Here is a 17900-nt window from a genome sequence, read left to right as displayed (position 1 = left end):
TCCCTTTCCTCTATTTCAGATTAAATTCCTTGCGTTTCAACTCAATTTCATCATCAATGTACAATACATAGTCCGATAAGGCTTCACGCGGATTTTCATTTGCATTGACCACCTTACGGAAGGCGTTGTCCAGATGTCGTCCCGTGAAGTAACCTCCAGGAAGCTGCGGGATTCCCTGTACCCATTCCCATTGTTTCTCGAGATTTTGATAATCCTTCACAGGCCAAGGCAATTGCTTCAAGGCTTCGATATTGGCCGTCGGGTAACGGGCAGCCGCTCCCATAAGACCTTCCATTTCTCTCCCGTATTCAATCTGGGTCTGCTCAGCAGTCCACCACTTCATGAACTTCCACGCCGCTTCCTTGTTGTCGGCATTTTCGAGCATCATCACCGCGCTCGTAGCGCTGGCCACTTCATGCCGTATGGATCCATCCGGAAGCTGTGTACCCGGAACAATCGTAAAGTCCCAGAGATTGCGGATTTCCGGAGCCATAACCGTCAGCATGTTATACGTGGTGTAATCAGCAATTCCGATCGGCATTTCCCCGGTACGGAACCGGTTCGGAAAGTCAGCTTTGAGCGGAAACTTGTAATTGGTATAAAATTGTGTCCAACGTTTGAACGCGTCCATTGAAATCTCCGAATCCAGTGCACTTTTCTTCTGGTCTTCGGTGTAGAACGTTCCGTCATTCTGATATAACAACATCGCAAAGGTTGAATTCGGAACCAGGTTGGCATTGTTCAGCGTATCCTCAATCGGTAGATAAAACTCCATGTTATGCTTCTGCAGCACGGCGATGGCGTTATATACGTCTTGCCACGTTTTTGGCGGTTCGAGGCCCAGTTCATTCAGAATATCTTTGCGGTAAAAGAGCATTGGAAAATGCTGCTGCTCCGGAAGGGCATATACCCCGTCGTTGTAGCGGTATGGCGTCAATCCGCTTTCACGGAACCTGCCCGAAATTTCCTCGAAATCAGGGAACTGGCTCAGATCCGCCGTTGCATTCCTCATCGCATAGTTCACCGGAATGTCTTCGCCCATCTGCATGGCTACATCCGGGCCTTCCCCCGAGAGTGTTGCGGGCAGTAAAATATTAGGCGGAACGAGACGTAACTGCACGGACACATCCGTATCCGGGGTAAACGAATCGTCGATCATGCCTTTCAGTACTTGGGCCTGATCTCGTCCGGTCGTGATCCATACGGTGATGGCATCCTTCTTTTGTTCCACGTTGCCAATGCTGTCGTAATCTTCGGTATACGAGGCAACATATGCGCCCAGTTCGTGCTTCACCTGCTGGACGGTGCTCGCTTCCGCTTTGGGCAACGATTCACCCGGCGGAGATACAACAAGGTAATCCAACGTAATCGGCTGTTCACGTACCGATAGAATCCATGTGCCGAGACCACCTACGTTAATTTTGAACGTATCCAGCCGTTTGGGAACCGTCTCTGGTCTGGCCGCCATATCTTCAAGCTGCAATACCATAGCGTGCAGTACGGCCACTTTGTCACTTTGCTCACCCGTGGCCTTTTCCAGGTAATCTGCAACGGAGCGCAAGGTGTCAGCTTGTCGTTCAAACACCTCCGTCATCTCTGGAATACGCCGTTCCAGCTGGTAATCCCGCAGTGGGTCCGGACTGTTGGAGGTGATCATTAATATTTTGCGATACATCTCATTCAGTTCCAGCACGCTGGATTCCACGGTCCGCAGCAGCGGAGCGATGTCGCCAAGTGTAACTGTCATTCGGATTCGGTGTTTCCCTTTTTCAAGATGAAACTGATATGGCTTATCCTCTCCCGAACCCAACACCTGAGTTTGCCAGGCCGGGCTGTAGTTAAATCGAATGCGTTTCATTTCCTTAAACGGAACTTCGCCGTTAATCGTCAGACTGCGGGTGGCATAGATGCCACGCAATTGATCCTGCTTTACCTTAAGCGCCAGTTGATACAGTCCGTCTTCAGGCACGTCAATTTCCCATTCAATCCATTCGCCCGGCAGTTTCCAGTTAATGCCCCCGATGGCGTTCATCCGAATTTTCGATACATTATAAGGCTCGAGTGAAGGGCTTGATCGGTCCGAGATTGGTGCCAGTGTAGGGGATGATTTGCTGACAGCTTCCTCCCCCTGTACTTTCAGCATGACAGGAGCCGATTGTTTCAAACCGAGTGAGGCATAGGTTTGCTCCAGCTCTGCATAGGAAGGAACTTCGCTTTCTTGATATAGCTCAATATAATCGATCGCCATGCTTTCTCTTAATGAAGTAAGCGATAACTTCTGACTGCCTTTTTCAAAATAAAACTGAAACGGTTCCTCGAAGTACCCTGCGCTGTCCTTGAAGGAAGTCAGCTGCCATTCGGGCTGTTCCACTTGTCTTGGTCTAAGCTCGTTGCCACGATCGTCCTGCCGGACGTTGTCCTCGCGATTCCCCCATACCCTGTCAAACAGAAGAATATCGGCCCCTCTGAACGGGACCTTACCATTAAGCTCAAGCCTGCGTTCGATCCCGGAGCTTTTGCCTTCTACGGGATAATAGTGAATGCGAATGTTGTACAAACCGCTCACTTGAACGGGAACATCCCAGCGAATGGTTCCAGTTTCCGGCGTAATTACGGCATTTCCGTCTAATCCGGCGTACCCTTGCACAACCTCAAATTCTCCATCCTCTGCCTGAACATAAGATTCGCCTTCGATGCGTACAATTTCATCCGGTTTGGCCGTATTATCATTAGCAGTCAGATAATGCTCATAACTGAATGAATCCTCGGTTCCCGATACCGCCTCAAAGTCCTCAAGCGCATGTACCGTTCCCGGATTACGATCCCGCGATGGATATAGTGTCCATATGGAGAGCACCAAGGCCAGGACAAGCACCAGGATTAGTCCCTTTTTCTTACGTGACCGCATGTTTGAATGTATCCCCTTTCCTGTAAGCGTTGAGAGAACTGAACGATTGACTAACCCGGACAGACCGCACCTTCACTGGTGCGTTCTGCCCGTGTAACGTGATACTTATTTGTAAACCTCATCAATCGCAGCCTGGAAAGGAGCCTTGTATTTCTCGATCAGCGTAGATACGGATACCCCTTCTTTGAGTTCCCCATCAAAATCCCAGAACGGCAAGGACGGGAATGTGTTATGGTCGAGAACCAACATACCTTCCGCAACCTCTCTGGCGTTGTTGATATCTGCTTCATCGGTCAGATGTGTCTCCAGTGTGGATTGTCCCGGATACTCATAGATCGATTCGATCTCATTAATTTTCTCCCAGATGTACATCAGTTGTTCCGGATTCTCTACTGCTTTTGGAATCGTTATAGCTTGGTAACGTGACTCACCGGAGTGATACGCTGTTGCACTTGGACCTTTTGGAAACGGTACAAAACCAATATCGTAGTCCTTCATATCCGTCATAATACCTTCAACTTCGTACATGGCACCTGAATACATCAAGGTGTTGCCTTGACGGAAGAACGTGGATGGCTCTGTCCAATCTCCGCCCTCAGAAGCTCTACCGACCTTCTCGGTAGCCAGTTTGGACAGGAAGTTCAACGCTTCTTTCGTTTTTGGATCTTCCAGGTTCTGCTTATCCTCTTTGGTCAGAGAAGCCTCGTTGGAATACAGAATCGGTTCCAGCAAGCCCGTTTGAGCGAGTCCCCAAGTGTCTAGCTTGCCATCATTGTTTCGATCTTTGTTCGCTTGCTTGGCAACGCTGATAAACGTATCCCAGTTCCATTCATCGGCATCCACATACTCCTGAAGTGGCTTCAAGCCGAGCTCTTGCATGAGTGTGCGATTATAGAAAATCCCGTTGATAAACGAGGACTGGTCCTCGGTAAAGCCGTAACCTTTGCCTTCATACTGCATGTATTCCTTGGTTGTTTTCTGGTTGAATACCTTGTCGTTTTTAATATAATCATCCACCGGCCATAACAGATCCTGTTTGGTCAATGCCGGAATGGCATAGTTTTTGCCCAGTCTCACCAGATCGCCAAGCGGTTCACCGGCCATCAGGGAAGCAACTACTTTTTCCTGATATTCACCAAAATCGATGGAAACATATTCAATATTAAAGTTGTGTTTTTTCTTCAGCGCTTCGAGATTCTCAAGGCGTTGAATGTTGTCCGGGTTGTTCCCCTGTATTTCCATGTCCCACCAAGCAACAACCTTGATCGTTCTGCCACCCATGTCAAAGTCCATTTCTGGCGTGGAGTTTTCATTCTTTGGCTCGGTTTCCGCGGGTTTTTGTTCCTCCTGTGGTGTTGTCTTTTCCGGCTCGGGTTGAGCGGTAGGTGCAGAACTGCATGCAGCAATCACCAATAAGACCGCAAATACCAGGCTCAGTAGCATGAACTTGTGTTTTCTCATCGTCTTCCCCCCTGATTGTCGTTTGCTATCACAGTGTATCGTTCAAATGAAAGCGCAAACAACCTGCCGAAATACAGATGTTTACCCGGGCTGAATATAGATTTGCGTAATTTTGCACGAGCAAAGTGCATTATAGGTTTTAATTGGTAAAGAAATGCACTGTCTACAAAAATATGCACATTGTATGCGCTTTCTTTTATTACCATAATGAAATTAAGTCAAATTTCAGTTAATCTAGCGCATTACAATTCAGCAGAAGGTGAGGTATTGCTTCATGTATGATATTTTACTTGTGGATTTCAGCCGTCGTTTGTGCGGAGAGTTGCAACAGATGTTGCTACGGAGCAAAGCTCAATATACTATCGCAAATTGTGTGTTCTCATCGGCCGAGGCTTTGACCGCATTGTCAGAACGAGACTTTTCCCTTGTTATGGTACATACAGAGAGGTTTGATACCGCGGGGCTCTGGTTATGCAATGACATTCGAAAAAAAAGTCAGATACCTATCCTCCTGATGGGTGGAAGAGATCACTTCAGGTTTGTACGCAAAGCCCTGACGTATCAGGTAAATGATTATCTCCCGTATCCTGTTAGTCCTTCTTCTTTACTTAACAGTCTGCATGGACTTAGATCCCACCTTGAAACCGACCCGGCACACAAAACGTCGTCGTTCTTCAAAACACCCGTTCAAATGAACGGTAAACCCATGCACTCCAGTCATGTTATTCGTATCGTTAAGGCCTATGTACGGGATCATCTGAGTGATGAAATCACGCTGAAGAAGATCTCTGACATGCTTCATTTTAACTGTGCGTACCTTGGACAGAAGTTCAAGCTGGAAGAGAAGATGTCTTTCAATGATTATATGCTCCAGCAACGTATGGAAAAGGCACAGCAGTTGTTGTCTTCCACGAATCTGCGAATATATGAGATTGCTATTGAGGTAGGTTATAAGGATATTGATTGGTTCTATAAAAAGTTCAAAGCGTATGCCGGATCGAGTCCCAATGCTTATAGAAGACAAAAAATCCACACGGCCTAAAGGTGGGTCGCCGAATCGGTTTGTTTATCAATTAGATAATAACCACAAAAAAACGCAGGGGATGTATTCTACTTCCTGCGTTTTTTTGTGGTTGTTTGGGTTTGGTCAATTCCAGAGTATTCACCGTTAACGTACCAAAAGGGATTCCCGGTATTCTTGGGGAGTCATTCCCGTTATTTTCTTAAAAAGTCGGGTAAATGAATGGGCAGCCTCGTACCCCACTTGAAGTGCGACCTCACGCACCATAAGATTTGTGTTCTGAAGCAATTCTTTGGCTTTCCGTATTCGGCAGTCGTCAATGAACTCTGACACGTTTATTCCCATTTCCTGCTTAAAGAATCGCGACAGATAGGATGGATTAAAATGATGAAGTTCTGCCAGTCTCACCAGAGAGAGATCTTTCTCCAGATTCTCCTTGACGTAACTGCATAAGGAATGAATGACAACGTTAGCGCGTTCCTGTTCATTTGATCTTTTGTAGCGGACTAATTCATCAGCAGCACGATATAGAAATTGTACTGCATCCTTCATGCATGTATACTCCCCTAAGTGCAGCAAGCTTCGTTGATCCGGGATTTTCTGTTGAAGACCCCAACGATTGATCGTTGAATGCAATAATAATGCCAGATTGTAGTATGTCTCCATGGCACGTTCCATCGTAATTTCCTGTTGCAGCAGTTCTCCTGCAAGCTCCTCAAATATATCGTAAAATGGCTGAATTCGTCCCGTTTCCAAATATCCTGACATAATCTCGATCCGGTTTGAGATCCGCATGGATTCTTTGGGTACATCAGATGAGAGATCATTACGATGATCCGTGAGTACCATGGATACACCATCCCCAATTTTCATCCACTGGAGTAATCTCAGACGTTCATATTGTTTGGTTAACTCGGACCAATTGCAGCTGCGACTACTTAATGAAAAAGCAATGGATACGCCGAGTGATACCATGCATGCTTCCTGTACCAGTTCCAGTGTACCTTCTAGAAATCGCACAAGTTTATCATTTGTCATCTCTTCCTCCTGCTTCGGCTGAAGCAGCCAGATCGTATCCCCATAATGGTCCGTTACACTTGCGCACACTGTACGCTCATTCATCAGAGAAGAGCCGATAATGCGCACAGATTCTTGGACTTGTGTGAGGTCCGAACCTTTTTCTGGCAAATTATTGAACCGACCCAGTATGAGATACACAGGTGAGTTGTTCTGTAATCTTATATCTCGTTTGAATAATTCGTCCTGCATATCCATAGTAGAATCTATAACCGCCGTACAGTCTTGAAGTAACTTCCGCAAATACTCTTTTTGCTGTATCAGTGCAAGCTGCGAATTGACTTTATGAGAATGTTCCAACAACTCAACCATGCTGTGACTTTGCCGGATCTCTTCCATCACATCTTCTACAACAGACATCACCTTGTCATAACCTTCCGTTTTGAGCAAGTAACGCACATTAGCCATCTGAAAAGCTTGATATGCATAATCAAAATCGCTATGTCCTGTCAGAAAAATGACGCGACAATTCGGCCAACTGGCTTGAATCCGCTCTGTCAGTTCCAACCCACTCATGCCCGGCATACGGATGTCCGTTAGAACAATGTCAATTCTCGACCGTTGCATCCAGGACAATGCTTCTGTTGCAGAGTAGGCCTTACATACATCAAGCTGTTCGGGTATATGTCTGGCGAACGTTTCATAGAGACTATCCGTAATAATCTCCTCGTCATCTACAATCAAAAGTCGATACATTCGTTTTCCCCCTCTTTCCACTGGATTCGAATTGTGACTTTTAACCCTTGCAGTTCACTTCTGGATAGGAAAAGGCCACTTCCTTCTCCATACGTCAGGACCAAACGTCGATGAATATTTATTAACGCGGTCATTTCGTCTGTACCTCCGTCCTTATGCAAACGATGTTGAAGAGTTTGAATGTGTTGCTCTTCCAACTCATTTCCATTATCCTCTACGGTGATCTCGGCATATGAACCTTCCATATTAAACCCAATAATTAGAAGACCGGAGTCCGTATTCTTTTCAAGGCTGTGTTCGTAGGCATTCTCAATAATAGGTTGAATAATGAGTCTGGGAACTTTAATATGTTCCATCTCAGCAGGTAGTGGCCCAAAATCAACTTTGATTCGTCTGGAGAATCGTAATTGTTGAATCTCTGTATAGATTCGTGAATGCTCAACTTCCACTTTCAACTTCACATGGTCTGTTTCATTCCGCGTAATGAACCTGAAATACTCTCCAAGCATGTTCGTGAATTGCTCAATACGTTCGGTTTCTCCTGTCCTTGCCAGTGAATTCAGAATAAAGAAGCTATTGTACAGAAAATGAGGATTAATCTGCGATTGAAGCTGTTTCAACTCGGCCCGCTGCATCATCAATGTTTTCTTAAAATCTCGATCGATAAGGGATTGAAGATTTTCAATCATTAGATTAAAACGGGTGTAGAGGAAGCCAAATTCATCCTTTCGGTTATGCGCAATGGGGACATCGAGCATGCCTCCCTCCATTTTTTTGAATCTTTTCACCAACAACAGCAACGGGATATGAATCAACTTGTAACTTGAATAGAGATACGCCGTGATGGCAACAAATGATGTAATTGCAAACAGCCAAGCCCAATGATAGAACTTGCTAAGTGGCTTGGTAACAATTGCCTCGGGTAGATATGTAGCTACGGATAAGCCCAGGGAGTCCATATGCAACTGACTAACATGGTACATGGTGTCCCCCACCTTCATCCGAAAGCCATCAAGTGTACCCTTTACACTGTGCTCACGGTAATTCGCGAGAATAACACTAGCTTGTTGTTTATCTGTGATGGCATGCCCCGTTTTGTCCTCAATCAGAAACGTTGAACTCTCCGGGTACAAATTAAGCCGTGTGAGTTCATTCTGAAAATGGTATGTATCCAGCTCCACCTGAATGACAAAAAGCGGGGGTTCTCCTCTCGTGCCTGTCAGCCTGACGGCACTTAAGTTCAAGGCGTCCTCTTTCACCGTGAAACGTGTACCTTTTCCTTGCATGCCTGAACTGAAATATAGATAAGAACTTTTATCGAAATCATCGATGCCTTGGATCGCGGATATACTTTTGCCAACAGAAGGGATATGTACATGAACGTTTTTGATATAAGCAGTGCTATTCTTGAATGAAGCGAGTCGTTCAGTCAGGTAATTTAATGTATCACGCCGCTCAACCTGATCCATCATGTCCCAGAGAATGGCTAGACGATTGAGTTTTCGATCCTCAACGATATCAAACTGCTGTAATTCCATCCATTCTATCTCTCTGTTCAATTCCACTACATATTGGTTCAACCGTCTTTCCGTTGACAACGATATTTCCTGACTTGCATTGTCATAACTCCAATGATACAGATACACGCCAAGAAGAATAAGGGGGAGCACAAATACCAGATAGGTGATTATTAATCGCGCAAATATACTGTTAAACCATGATTTAGCAGGGATCTTGATCAATACATTCACCTCCAATGCCAAAGGCTGAGTGGGTTCCTTGTAAAAATAAAGTGAACATTAGCGCTCCTTTGGCTTGCTGGCGCGAAACCACGCGTTAACCTCCGATGTGATCTGATCTCCCCCCAGCTTGCGCCAGTTCTCAACGAATTGATCAAACTCATCTATCGACCTGCCTAGAATAATGTTCATATAGGCTTCAAGCTGAAGATCCCGAAGAATAATTTGTCGATCAACCATCGTGTCCGTAATTCCGCCCGTGAATTGATCATAGAGAAGTTGGCCGTTCTTCTCGTAAGAATCTGCAATGCTAAAAGCACCCGAAGGCCCATAGGTTTGTTTCCAACCCCAGCCGCTCTCTACATCTTCCAATTCATAGGCCACAATGCGTTTGTGAATGGCGAGAGCTTCATTCTGCAGAGCCGAGAAGTCTCCTGTACTTCTGGCATCCCGAATTTGTTTGTATGCATCTATATTTTTATTACCGGGAAAAGGAGTTACTGGTGAAAGCATCCACACAGCTCGGGAGTCGTCATTGTAGTATGTTTCATACTGTGCCTGATCCCCCCAGTTGATGTCCAGATGCAGATTCATGAGCTTTACAACAACTTCCGGATTAGAGAAGCCTTTTTTTACAGCAAAGTATTGCCCAGTGTTGGAACGTAGCGGTACGAACAGACTCCGGTCCGACTTGGCAACAATCGGATATGCCTGCCATTCTACATCTATACCTGTATCTGTATCACGGGTGCTCTGAAGCATAAAGGATGTCCACTGTTCGCCGTAAAGCATCCCTATTTTTCCATCTTGAACTAGACGAAACGCCTTGTTTCCACTTTTATAACCAAAATCCGGATCAAGTTGGCCTTCACGATACAACGTTTGCAGTACTTTCAGAGCCTCCCGAACTTCAGGCTGTATACCTCCATAAGTGAGGTTTCCTTCTGCATCTTTAACCCATATATTAGGGTAGGCACCGTAGCCGGACATGAACCCTGCAGCTCCCATAACTGGATCCCATAGATGGTTCGTTAGCGCAAGTCCGTATGTATCATGCTCTCCGTTCCCGTCGGGGTCCTCCTCTGTAAACGCTTTCGAAACCTGGAGAAGCTCTTCTATCGTTTCAGGCGGCCGTAGCCCCAGTTGCTCCAACCAATCGGTTCTAATCCACAGGTACTGCGCTGTCTCAATGGAGGAAGATGATTCGGGAATAGCCATGAGTTTGCCATCAATGGTTGCCGCATCAAATGCGCCTCTTCCCTCCGCCTCCAATATACTCTTTGTAAGTGGGGAAGCATACTCTTGGTACACATGGGTTAAATCTTCGATCATTCCAGCGTTGCTCAGTTGTCTAAGTTGATATGGATTAACTTTCACCACATCTGGAAAACGTCCTGCAGCAAGGGATACACCCAACTTCTGATTGTATACATCTCCCTTAGCAGTCCAGTCATAGTGAATTTGAATACCTAGCTCTTTCTCGTACAAACGAGTCCAGCGATTATCCAGTATCGTCTCACCAGGTAACTGACTAATCATGCGCTCAAGGTCATCTCCCGTTTCCCTGACAAAAGAGACCACGATGGGAGGAGAATACCTCTCAAACGTAGCGGGAAGTTGAATCTGCTGCCCATCTTGCTGCGGATGATGTTGTTTGGTATTACCTTCGGTATGACCTGCTGGTATGGATACAGCAAGGAACAGAATGAAGGTCCATCTTGTTATGTCCAGACATCTCTTATACATGACGACATGCCCCCAGTTCGGTTTGAACAACTCTCTTCTCTCTGTCAACTTTAATCCATATCATTGTACAACAACTTGTACTCATTGAATACGAAAAGCCGCCGTTGGGCGGCTTTTACGTATTTTCATTGTTTCTCATCAGGATTAATCACGCGATATTCAAAATTCGAAAAGTCAGCTGTTCCTCCAGCTATTTCAGTTGAATATACAAACAACCCTGTTCGGCAACCCATAAAATGATCCAGTTTATATATCATTTTGTGAACAATCCCTATATCTCTCCATTCAGTTCCATCGAAATAGGCAAAAGAGCACTCATCCAGATTGTTCTCAAAATTTCCGAATGCTTTTAGTTTAACTACTGAATCTGATACCGGGATACGTTCATGTTCAGTGGCTGGCTTCTGGTCGATCAGATTACCAAATATGGTTGAATCCTCACTATCTCTGGCATGCATGACCAAGTAAAACTTGCTATCCTGCTTCGTGAGAGCGATCATACCGTACGAACCGATCAGAAAGCACAACCCGGCATAATCCCCATCATTGAGACGATCGCCGTCAAGCGTAACTATTGCTTCACAAGCGGGCCCCATTGAACGCTGGGTTAGTGTGTTGACCGCAAACGTCAGATTTGGGCTGATCTGTCCCGTTCGAACACGATACACTCCCGGTTTCTCTGTAACGGACCAAAGTTCATGATTAGGTGTATGATTCCATTGCCAAAAATCACGGAGGCGGATGTTTCCATCTTCTTCGGGTTCATAATTGAAACTGTCGCTACCCACTAACGGGTTATAACGGTGCTCTGGTCTCGTGCTCGGGATATCAATCTGCTTCGGCGCTTTGCTTGCAAAGATCGGTTTACCTTGATCAAAGTGTAGCGGAACCAAAACAGGAACCCGGCCAACAGCCCCATGATCCTGAAACAGCATTGCATACCAGTCTCCATCCGGTGTATCCACGATACCGCCCTGAGCAACACCTGAATTGAAATAATCCATATCGTCATTAAATACTTCTCCACCAGTGAAGACATCTTCCAGAGAATCTGCCATATAAAACGCCTGTGTTCTCCGTCCGGAAGCTTTTGTTATATGAATCAGGAACACAATATATTTACCATTGATCTTGTAAAAATGTGCTCCTTCATAACCAAGGTGATGAGGCTGCTCGTCTTTTACAATCAAGCGATGCACTCCACCAGGTTTGGGCCCGGACAGATCAGAGCTTAATTCGGTCAGATAGATCTCGGTATTACCGTACACGAGATATGCTCGTTCATCATCGTCAAAAAATAAGGAGCAATCATGGTAGAACCCTTCCACGATCTGTTTCTTCCACACTCCCGAGATGGAGGTCGACGTATACAAGTATGTCTTACGGGTATCATTCGCAACAAAGATCACATAGAACATCCCTTGATGATAGCGGAGTGATGCAGCCCACATGCCTTTACTATAAACGTGATGACCATCCACCAGCCGTTGGGCAGGTGTATCGTCCAATGTGTCGTATACATATGTTGCTACTTCCCAATGGATCAGGTCATATGAACGCAGGATGACACATCCCGGCATCATATGCATGGTTGTACTGACCATATAATATGTGTCTTCTACACGAATAACGTCAAGATCCGGGTAATCGGCCCAAATAATCGGATTCGGATACATACTTTAATTACACCTCATTTTGTCTGTTAAACTTCCATTCTCTTAAAAGGATGGTTGAGCTGTCTGTTGAACTTTTAAGCTTAATATACAAGTCTTGCACACCTTTCGCACCCGTAACCTTAGTTGTTAGTTCCATCCAGTGAAGGGATTCGGTCGCAGGCGGAACAATGATTTCTCCAATTAACAGTCCGTCTGCACGATCAAGTCGAAGTTCTAACGTACCTTCGGTTCCTTGATTCGCAATCGTGGCTGTGAAGGTTGTGGGTCCTTCACTTTCAAAGTCCACCTTCGATATAGCTATCCAGCTGTCATTTTGCAGTTTAGCGGAAATCATATTCGAATCTGATGCAGACATCTCACCAGAGTCAAGATATTGCTCTGTTGATACTCCGCTACTCCATCCAATCGTTGAACCGCTTACCCGCCCATAAGGATCGAAGCATTTGATTTGATCTACGCCCTGATAATCGGCATGTACCTTCTTGATCTTACCCGTGGCCTCATCATGTTCGACTCGATTCAGATGTGTTGAACGGTAACCTTCGGGAATATCCATGGCTTGGCATAATGTCTGGGCATGATAGGCAATGTACCATTGATCCGATAGTTGAAATATAGCATGGTGATTGTTGCCGCCAATATCAAAAAAGTGTCCTGGATTCTGGAGTAGCGTACCCTGATATGTCCATGGCCCCATTGGCTGAACACTGGTCATATATGCTATCTCACCAGGTGGTGGGCTGCCCTCTGGCCGATCACCCTCAATAAAATTGGAACAATACGTAAAGTAGTAACTATTATTATATTTATGTATCCCTGAATCTTCAAACATATAAGGCGCCTGAATAACCTTCGCTTTGCCAACAACGCTGATCATATCGTCTCCCAATCGCATCACTCTTGCCGTATCCGGTCTTTCTGCTTTCCCCTGTGGAATACCACCACCGAAATAAATGTAGGCCTGATGATCATCATCTACAATGACAGCCGGATCGAATAGCCAGGTTACTTCCTCCACTCCCGGAGTCTCTCTTGTAATAAGTGCTTTTCCTATAGGGTCTATCCACGGACCTACAGGTGTGGGTGCAGACAGTACACCTATTCCACTGGCATTGTTGGCGAAATAAAGAAAGAAACAGTTCTTTCCATCCAAGATTCGATGAGCAGCTGCCGGGGCCCAGGATTGTGAAGCCCATGTTGCTGCGCCTTGAGGTCCAGCAACTCTGATCTCCCCATGATCGGTCCAGTTGATTAAGTCATCCGAAGAAATGACCGTAATCCGGTTGATTGAACTGTAGCTGTTTTTCTGAGGAAGACCGTCCTTATCATATTCCAGCTTATCACTAGTCATATATAAGTAGACTCGATTGTTAAATACTAAAGCATAGGGATCGGCTCCAAATTTGTGGGCCACCAAAGGGTTACCGTTGGGACGAAGCTTTCCAATCTCCCCTGGAATACGCTCCAGATTGGCAGCTTGGTCTTGCTTTTGCTCACCAGCTTGTGGTGTAGAATGATGATTCATCAAAAGAATCCCCCTATAATCGTTTTTAGTTGTGTATTTTTACGAGAAAGCGTTTGCAATACAAAAGGTATCATGATAGGATGATTACATTTTAAGGTAAGCTGAGTACAATTTCATTGCGTTAACCGCTCTATTTATTGCGTGAAATGACGGGAGGTACTTCATGAGTGGATCCTCTGAGTGTTTTTATGATCCCATCCAGCCTGAGCTCTTATATCTACACAGCGTAACGACGTATAAGCTGGAAACGAGCTATCATCGCCATAATGCATACGAGATCTACCTGTTTCTTCGTGGCAACGTTCACTTTTATGTAGAAAATCGATGTTACCATGTACAGCCTGGTGATCTGCTTGTGATGTCACCCGAGGAGATGCACCGAGCCTTTATTCTGGATGAATCTGAGTATGAGCGAATTACAATCAACCTCAAAAAAACATATCTATTTCAACTTTCCACACCATCAACCAATCTATCGTCATGTTTTGATCATCGCCCCAAAGGAACAGGCAACATCGTACATTTAGACGACTATAACTTGAAACAGATGCTGCAATGTACAAACGAACTGGAAGGATTGCTTGCTTCCGATGCTTATGGCACCGATATCAAAATAAATGCAGCCGTAGCCCAATTGTTGGTCATGATTAACGTCTGGTTTCATAACAATTCCTTTGTTCCCAATGACATTATGCCTGAACTGGTTCGTGAAACCATGGATTATATTGAAACACATCTAAATCAAGACATTACGCTTCGCAAACTTGCTGAAGTGTTCTACATGAACAGTACTTATATCAGCCGCCAGTTCAAAAAGCATACTGGATTAACCATCCGTTCCTACATTTTGGGTCGTCGTATTGAACGGGCCAAATTCCACCTGTCAGAAGGAATGAGTATTACGGATGCATGCTTTCAATCGGGCTTTAGTGACTATGCCAATTTTATTCGCAGTTTTACCAAAATGGTTGGCATCTCCCCCGGTAGATATATCAAACAAAGACGTGATGCAATTGAAGCACTGCCAAAATAATGGTGAGCTCATTCAATGTAAACTAAAAAACATCAAGCCATCCTGCATGGCTCGATGTTCTTTAAGTTCTTGATATACTACTTCGGATCTGCAAACAATGCATTACTGTGATTATACGCCAGTTAATTGATCTCTTTACCCGTCCACAATCGAACGCGATCTTTAATCCACTCCGTATATTGCTGTTCCATGGCTACTGCACCTGCATTATCAAGTTCGGTAATCATATTGTCGTATATGCCTTCAAAGGCACTCGGAGAGGATGTAATCGCTTCGGCGATCCGTTTCTGAATAATATCCTGCGTTTTCTGATACACAACGTTATAATCCCCGCTATCCGAAGGAATCGGCATATTGTAAGCCGCGCCCCACTCTTTCACCGGAAACTCCTCTTCGGAAGGGAACAAATCCTTCCATGTGGTGATGCCATAGCCTTTCAAAGCTTCTTTTTCCTCATCAGAATAACTTTGCTGAATCTGTTCAGGATAATTCGTTGTATAGTAGTTATCCGTTGAATCTTTAACGCCATCCCCGTAGTGAGCACCAAAAATGTAATACAAGCCTACTCCGGTTTCTTTGGTGAATGTGTTATTGTCTTTGTTTTTACGTTCCTGTACATCGGCCTGGATGGTGCGAACACCGTCTTCCACATTATATTGCTCGCCTTCAACGCCCCAGTTTCTCAATACTTGCCCTTCTTCAGAGGACATCCAGTCCAAAAATTTAATAGCACGGACAGGATCTTCACAATCGACTGTTATGCCAATGCCATAACCATCAAAGCCGATATTCTGGAAGTCTTTCCGCTGAAAACTGTCATCTAGCGTGACCGGATAGAATCCGTAGGCCATATCATCTTTTCCTGCGCTTTTCAAAGCATTTTCCGCATCACTGAATCCCCAGCTTGGATCAAGCAAGGATAACACGCGACCACTGGCGATTTTGGACTTATACTGGTCATCCTTCTGAACAAAACTGTCCTTGTCCAGCAAGCCTTCATTGTACATCTTGTTCAACCAACGGAAATATTCTTTCTCCTCGGGACGTTTGTAATGCAGAACGGCTTCGTAGGTGTCCGGGTTGATGAAATATTCACCATCTCCAGGTCCTCCAGTAGACATGACAGCGGGATCAGTAACAGTGATCATTCGCCGCCATCCATCTGCACTAAGCGTCAGCGGAATTGTGGGTTGGCCATCATCTGTGGTCGGATGTTTCTCGTAATATTCACGTAGCACTTTTTCGAAATCGTTTAAGGTTTTGATCTCAGGATACCCGAGTTCCTTGACTACACGATGTTGAATGGCAGTACCATTCGTGGCATCAAAGCTGACCTGATCGATCGCACCATTCGTTGGAATCCAATAGATTGAAGGATCGTCATTGCTGTATTTCAACCGCTTGAAGTGCTCACCGTAGATCTTTTTCAAGTTGGGGGCATGTTCTTCGATCAGATCTGTCAAATCAATCATTGCCCCGGCATCAACGAGTCTGGTCAAGTTCCCTTTGGGGAATATCAAATCCGGATAATCGCCGCTGGCAGCCATCAGGGAAATGCGGTCGTTTCCGCCTCCGCTCGAAATATCGAATTCTGCATCAATACTTACACCGGTTTCTTCCGTAATTTTCTTCCCTACCGCATCCTGCATTTTGTTCCAGTTGGGACTTGCATCTGCACCGAAGAAGGTAAATGTAATTGGGCTGTTGGGGTCACTCGTATTTGATTCGGAATTCTCTCCAGCGTTTCCGCAACCGGCGGAAACTAACACAACACTTGTTACGAGACATGCTCCTAGCATTTTTGAAATGGCTCTCATTATTTTTCTGCCCCCTAAATGGTGTTAGTCGTTATAACCAATCCAGACATTACGATGGTTCACTTTGATATAGTATACGCTTACATATTCAACCGTTAGTAAACGACTACAATCCTGCCTACCCTATTCCATGTTTAAAGTATAAGGAAGTCTAATCACCCCAACCTTGATTATTAAGCCATGAAATTAGCATGATCTAGACATGAGTCTCAGTAAAAATGTGAAGACCAAAAAAGCGATGGTTGCCCATCGCCTTATAAAGCCAAAGCTACTTTTCAATAATATAATTCCAACGTAAATCCTTGGATCTCACCTTCCACATCCCGCAACAATTCCATGACTTGGTCAGCGTAATCTCCAAGAATCTCTTTGCTTTTCTCAAAACCAATCCATTGAACAGTAAGCGGCATGCTTACAGCCCCAGTTAAGACATCCCATAGTGCGTCCAAATTGCCTCCATAGCTCTCGTCTAACTCAAGCTGGTTCTGCAAAATTTGATGAAGCTCTTCCTTGCTGTGAAAGTCGTTTCCGTTAATCTGAATGATGCTCATATCATTTCCTCCGTTTATTTTAACTGTTCAAATGACTTGTAATGATCTGTCGTCTGGTAGATTAGACCGTCATTCGAGTATAGAATTCGGTCGCTTCCGCGTCGTCCTCCTGAGTAATTTATATCGGCTTCGTACCAGATCCGGCCTTTTTTGTTGGGGAGTAATCCTTCCCGGTTCCTGAACACGTCGCCGCCGATGTTTTTGCCTGGAGCAACTTCTCGCAGGTTACCTTCGCTTGGTTCCCATCCCAGTTCTCTGGCCTCTTTCTTGGTAATGTAATTTGGTGGGAGTTCATTGTGTTCCGAGATATAATTGGCAACCTCATCAAATCCCATATCCTCCGAAACTTGAGGTGATCCGAGATCACGCAAAGACTCTGACGTACAACCTGAGAACAATAATGCAGCGATGATGATCACTAACGTGTAAGCAAATTTTCTGAAAAACATAATCTTTTCTCCTTTTGATGTTCTTGCTCTTGCTGTCTTCCGTTTTGGTGCTATTTCGATGACAATGCTTCTAATGTTAACGATTTGTAGTAATTAATGCAATTCTGTAAGCCAATCATTGAGACAAATCCAATCGGTAAAAGCAGCTAAGCCTACTTTGCTCCATTGATACATATATCGTTCAACAAAAAAAGCCACTAA

The 17900-nt window shown here is 44.9% G+C and carries 12 protein-coding genes; 2 read left to right on the top strand and 10 right to left on the bottom strand.

The genetic code is table 11. The features are described from left to right. Positions 1-10 precede the first annotated feature (10 nt). On the bottom strand, positions 11-2908 hold the full coding sequence (locus MHH92_RS14725) for an extracellular solute-binding protein (protein ID WP_340904571.1): 2898 nt from the start codon (positions 2906-2908) through the stop codon (positions 11-13). A 105-nt stretch (positions 2909-3013) separates the two neighbouring features. Further along, a complete protein-coding gene (locus tag MHH92_RS14720; protein WP_036615912.1) occupies positions 3014-4369 on the bottom strand; it encodes an extracellular solute-binding protein in 1356 nt (451 codons plus the stop codon). 274 nt (positions 4370-4643) lie between these two features. On the opposite strand from MHH92_RS14720, the gene MHH92_RS14715 reads away from it, so the two are divergent. Beyond that, positions 4644-5411, top strand: a complete 768-nt coding sequence (locus tag MHH92_RS14715; protein ID WP_047842955.1) for a helix-turn-helix domain-containing protein — start codon at positions 4644-4646, stop codon at positions 5409-5411. 126 nt (positions 5412-5537) lie between these two features. Here MHH92_RS14715 and MHH92_RS14710 read toward each other — a convergent pair whose 3' ends face one another. The 5 genes from MHH92_RS14710 to MHH92_RS14690 all read right to left on the bottom strand — a co-directional run bounded on the left by MHH92_RS14710 (position 5538) and on the right by MHH92_RS14690 (position 13849). Continuing rightward, entirely contained in the window at positions 5538-7163 is a 1626-nt protein-coding gene (locus tag MHH92_RS14710; RefSeq protein ID WP_076253035.1) for a response regulator, read from the bottom strand. Next, positions 7148-8914: a sensor histidine kinase gene (locus MHH92_RS14705; RefSeq protein WP_445744707.1), complete on the bottom strand. Its 1767-nt coding sequence runs from the start codon at positions 8912-8914 to the stop codon at positions 7148-7150. The genes MHH92_RS14710 and MHH92_RS14705 overlap by 16 nt, the downstream gene beginning before the upstream one ends. Before the next feature lie 48 nt (positions 8915-8962). Further along, entirely contained in the window at positions 8963-10648 is a 1686-nt protein-coding gene (locus MHH92_RS14700) for an extracellular solute-binding protein (protein ID WP_083684744.1), read from the bottom strand. A 125-nt stretch (positions 10649-10773) separates the two neighbouring features. Beyond that, positions 10774-12324: a glycoside hydrolase family 43 protein gene (locus MHH92_RS14695; RefSeq protein WP_340904566.1), complete on the bottom strand. Its 1551-nt coding sequence runs from the start codon at positions 12322-12324 to the stop codon at positions 10774-10776. Between the two features lie 7 nt (positions 12325-12331). Continuing rightward, positions 12332-13849 carry a glycoside hydrolase family 43 protein gene (locus MHH92_RS14690; protein ID WP_340904564.1) on the bottom strand — a complete coding sequence of 506 codons (1518 nt, stop codon included), beginning with the start codon at positions 13847-13849 and terminating at the stop codon, positions 12332-12334. 163 nt (positions 13850-14012) lie between these two features. Between MHH92_RS14690 and MHH92_RS14685 the strand changes: the two genes are divergently transcribed. Then, complete coding sequence (locus MHH92_RS14685; RefSeq protein ID WP_340904562.1) at positions 14013-14882, top strand: AraC family transcriptional regulator; 870 nt, start codon at positions 14013-14015, stop codon at positions 14880-14882. Positions 14883-15004: 122 nt separating this feature from the next. On the opposite strand, the gene MHH92_RS14680 is transcribed toward MHH92_RS14685, so the two are convergent. The 3 genes from MHH92_RS14680 to MHH92_RS14670 form a co-directional block, all read right to left on the bottom strand. Next, a complete protein-coding gene (locus MHH92_RS14680) occupies positions 15005-16699 on the bottom strand; it encodes an ABC transporter substrate-binding protein (RefSeq protein WP_340904561.1) in 1695 nt (564 codons plus the stop codon). A 275-nt stretch (positions 16700-16974) separates the two neighbouring features. Further along, positions 16975-17250 carry a barstar family protein gene (locus MHH92_RS14675; RefSeq protein WP_017688496.1) on the bottom strand — a complete coding sequence of 92 codons (276 nt, stop codon included), beginning with the start codon at positions 17248-17250 and terminating at the stop codon, positions 16975-16977. Positions 17251-17264: 14 nt separating this feature from the next. Next, positions 17265-17699, bottom strand: a complete 435-nt coding sequence (locus MHH92_RS14670) for a ribonuclease domain-containing protein (RefSeq protein ID WP_340904559.1) — start codon at positions 17697-17699, stop codon at positions 17265-17267. Positions 17700-17900 lie beyond the last annotated feature (201 nt).

Source organism: Paenibacillus sp. FSL M7-1414, from assembly GCF_038003195.1.
Classification (GTDB): Bacteria; Bacillota; Bacilli; order Paenibacillales; family Paenibacillaceae; genus Paenibacillus; species Paenibacillus amylolyticus.
Note: the sequence above shows the minus strand (reverse complement) of the source record. Positions and strands in the feature narration are given on the sequence as shown.

Coding starts and splice junctions, on each gene's coding strand:
- MHH92_RS14725 (WP_340904571.1), bottom strand. CDS start 2,908: ATGCGGTCACGTAAGAAAAAGGGACTAATCCTGGTGCTTGTCCTGGCC.
- MHH92_RS14720 (WP_036615912.1), bottom strand. CDS start 4,369: ATGAGAAAACACAAGTTCATGCTACTGAGCCTGGTATTTGCGGTCTTA.
- MHH92_RS14715 (WP_047842955.1), top strand. CDS start 4,644: ATGTATGATATTTTACTTGTGGATTTCAGCCGTCGTTTGTGCGGAGAG.
- MHH92_RS14710 (WP_076253035.1), bottom strand. CDS start 7,163: ATGTATCGACTTTTGATTGTAGATGACGAGGAGATTATTACGGATAGT.
- MHH92_RS14700 (WP_083684744.1), bottom strand. CDS start 10,648: ATGTATAAGAGATGTCTGGACATAACAAGATGGACCTTCATTCTGTTC.
- MHH92_RS14695 (WP_340904566.1), bottom strand. CDS start 12,324: ATGTATCCGAATCCGATTATTTGGGCCGATTACCCGGATCTTGACGTT.
- MHH92_RS14690 (WP_340904564.1), bottom strand. CDS start 13,849: ATGAATCATCATTCTACACCACAAGCTGGTGAGCAAAAGCAAGACCAA.
- MHH92_RS14685 (WP_340904562.1), top strand. CDS start 14,013: ATGAGTGGATCCTCTGAGTGTTTTTATGATCCCATCCAGCCTGAGCTC.
- MHH92_RS14680 (WP_340904561.1), bottom strand. CDS start 16,699: ATGAGAGCCATTTCAAAAATGCTAGGAGCATGTCTCGTAACAAGTGTT.
- MHH92_RS14675 (WP_017688496.1), bottom strand. CDS start 17,250: ATGAGCATCATTCAGATTAACGGAAACGACTTTCACAGCAAGGAAGAG.
- MHH92_RS14670 (WP_340904559.1), bottom strand. CDS start 17,699: ATGTTTTTCAGAAAATTTGCTTACACGTTAGTGATCATCATCGCTGCA.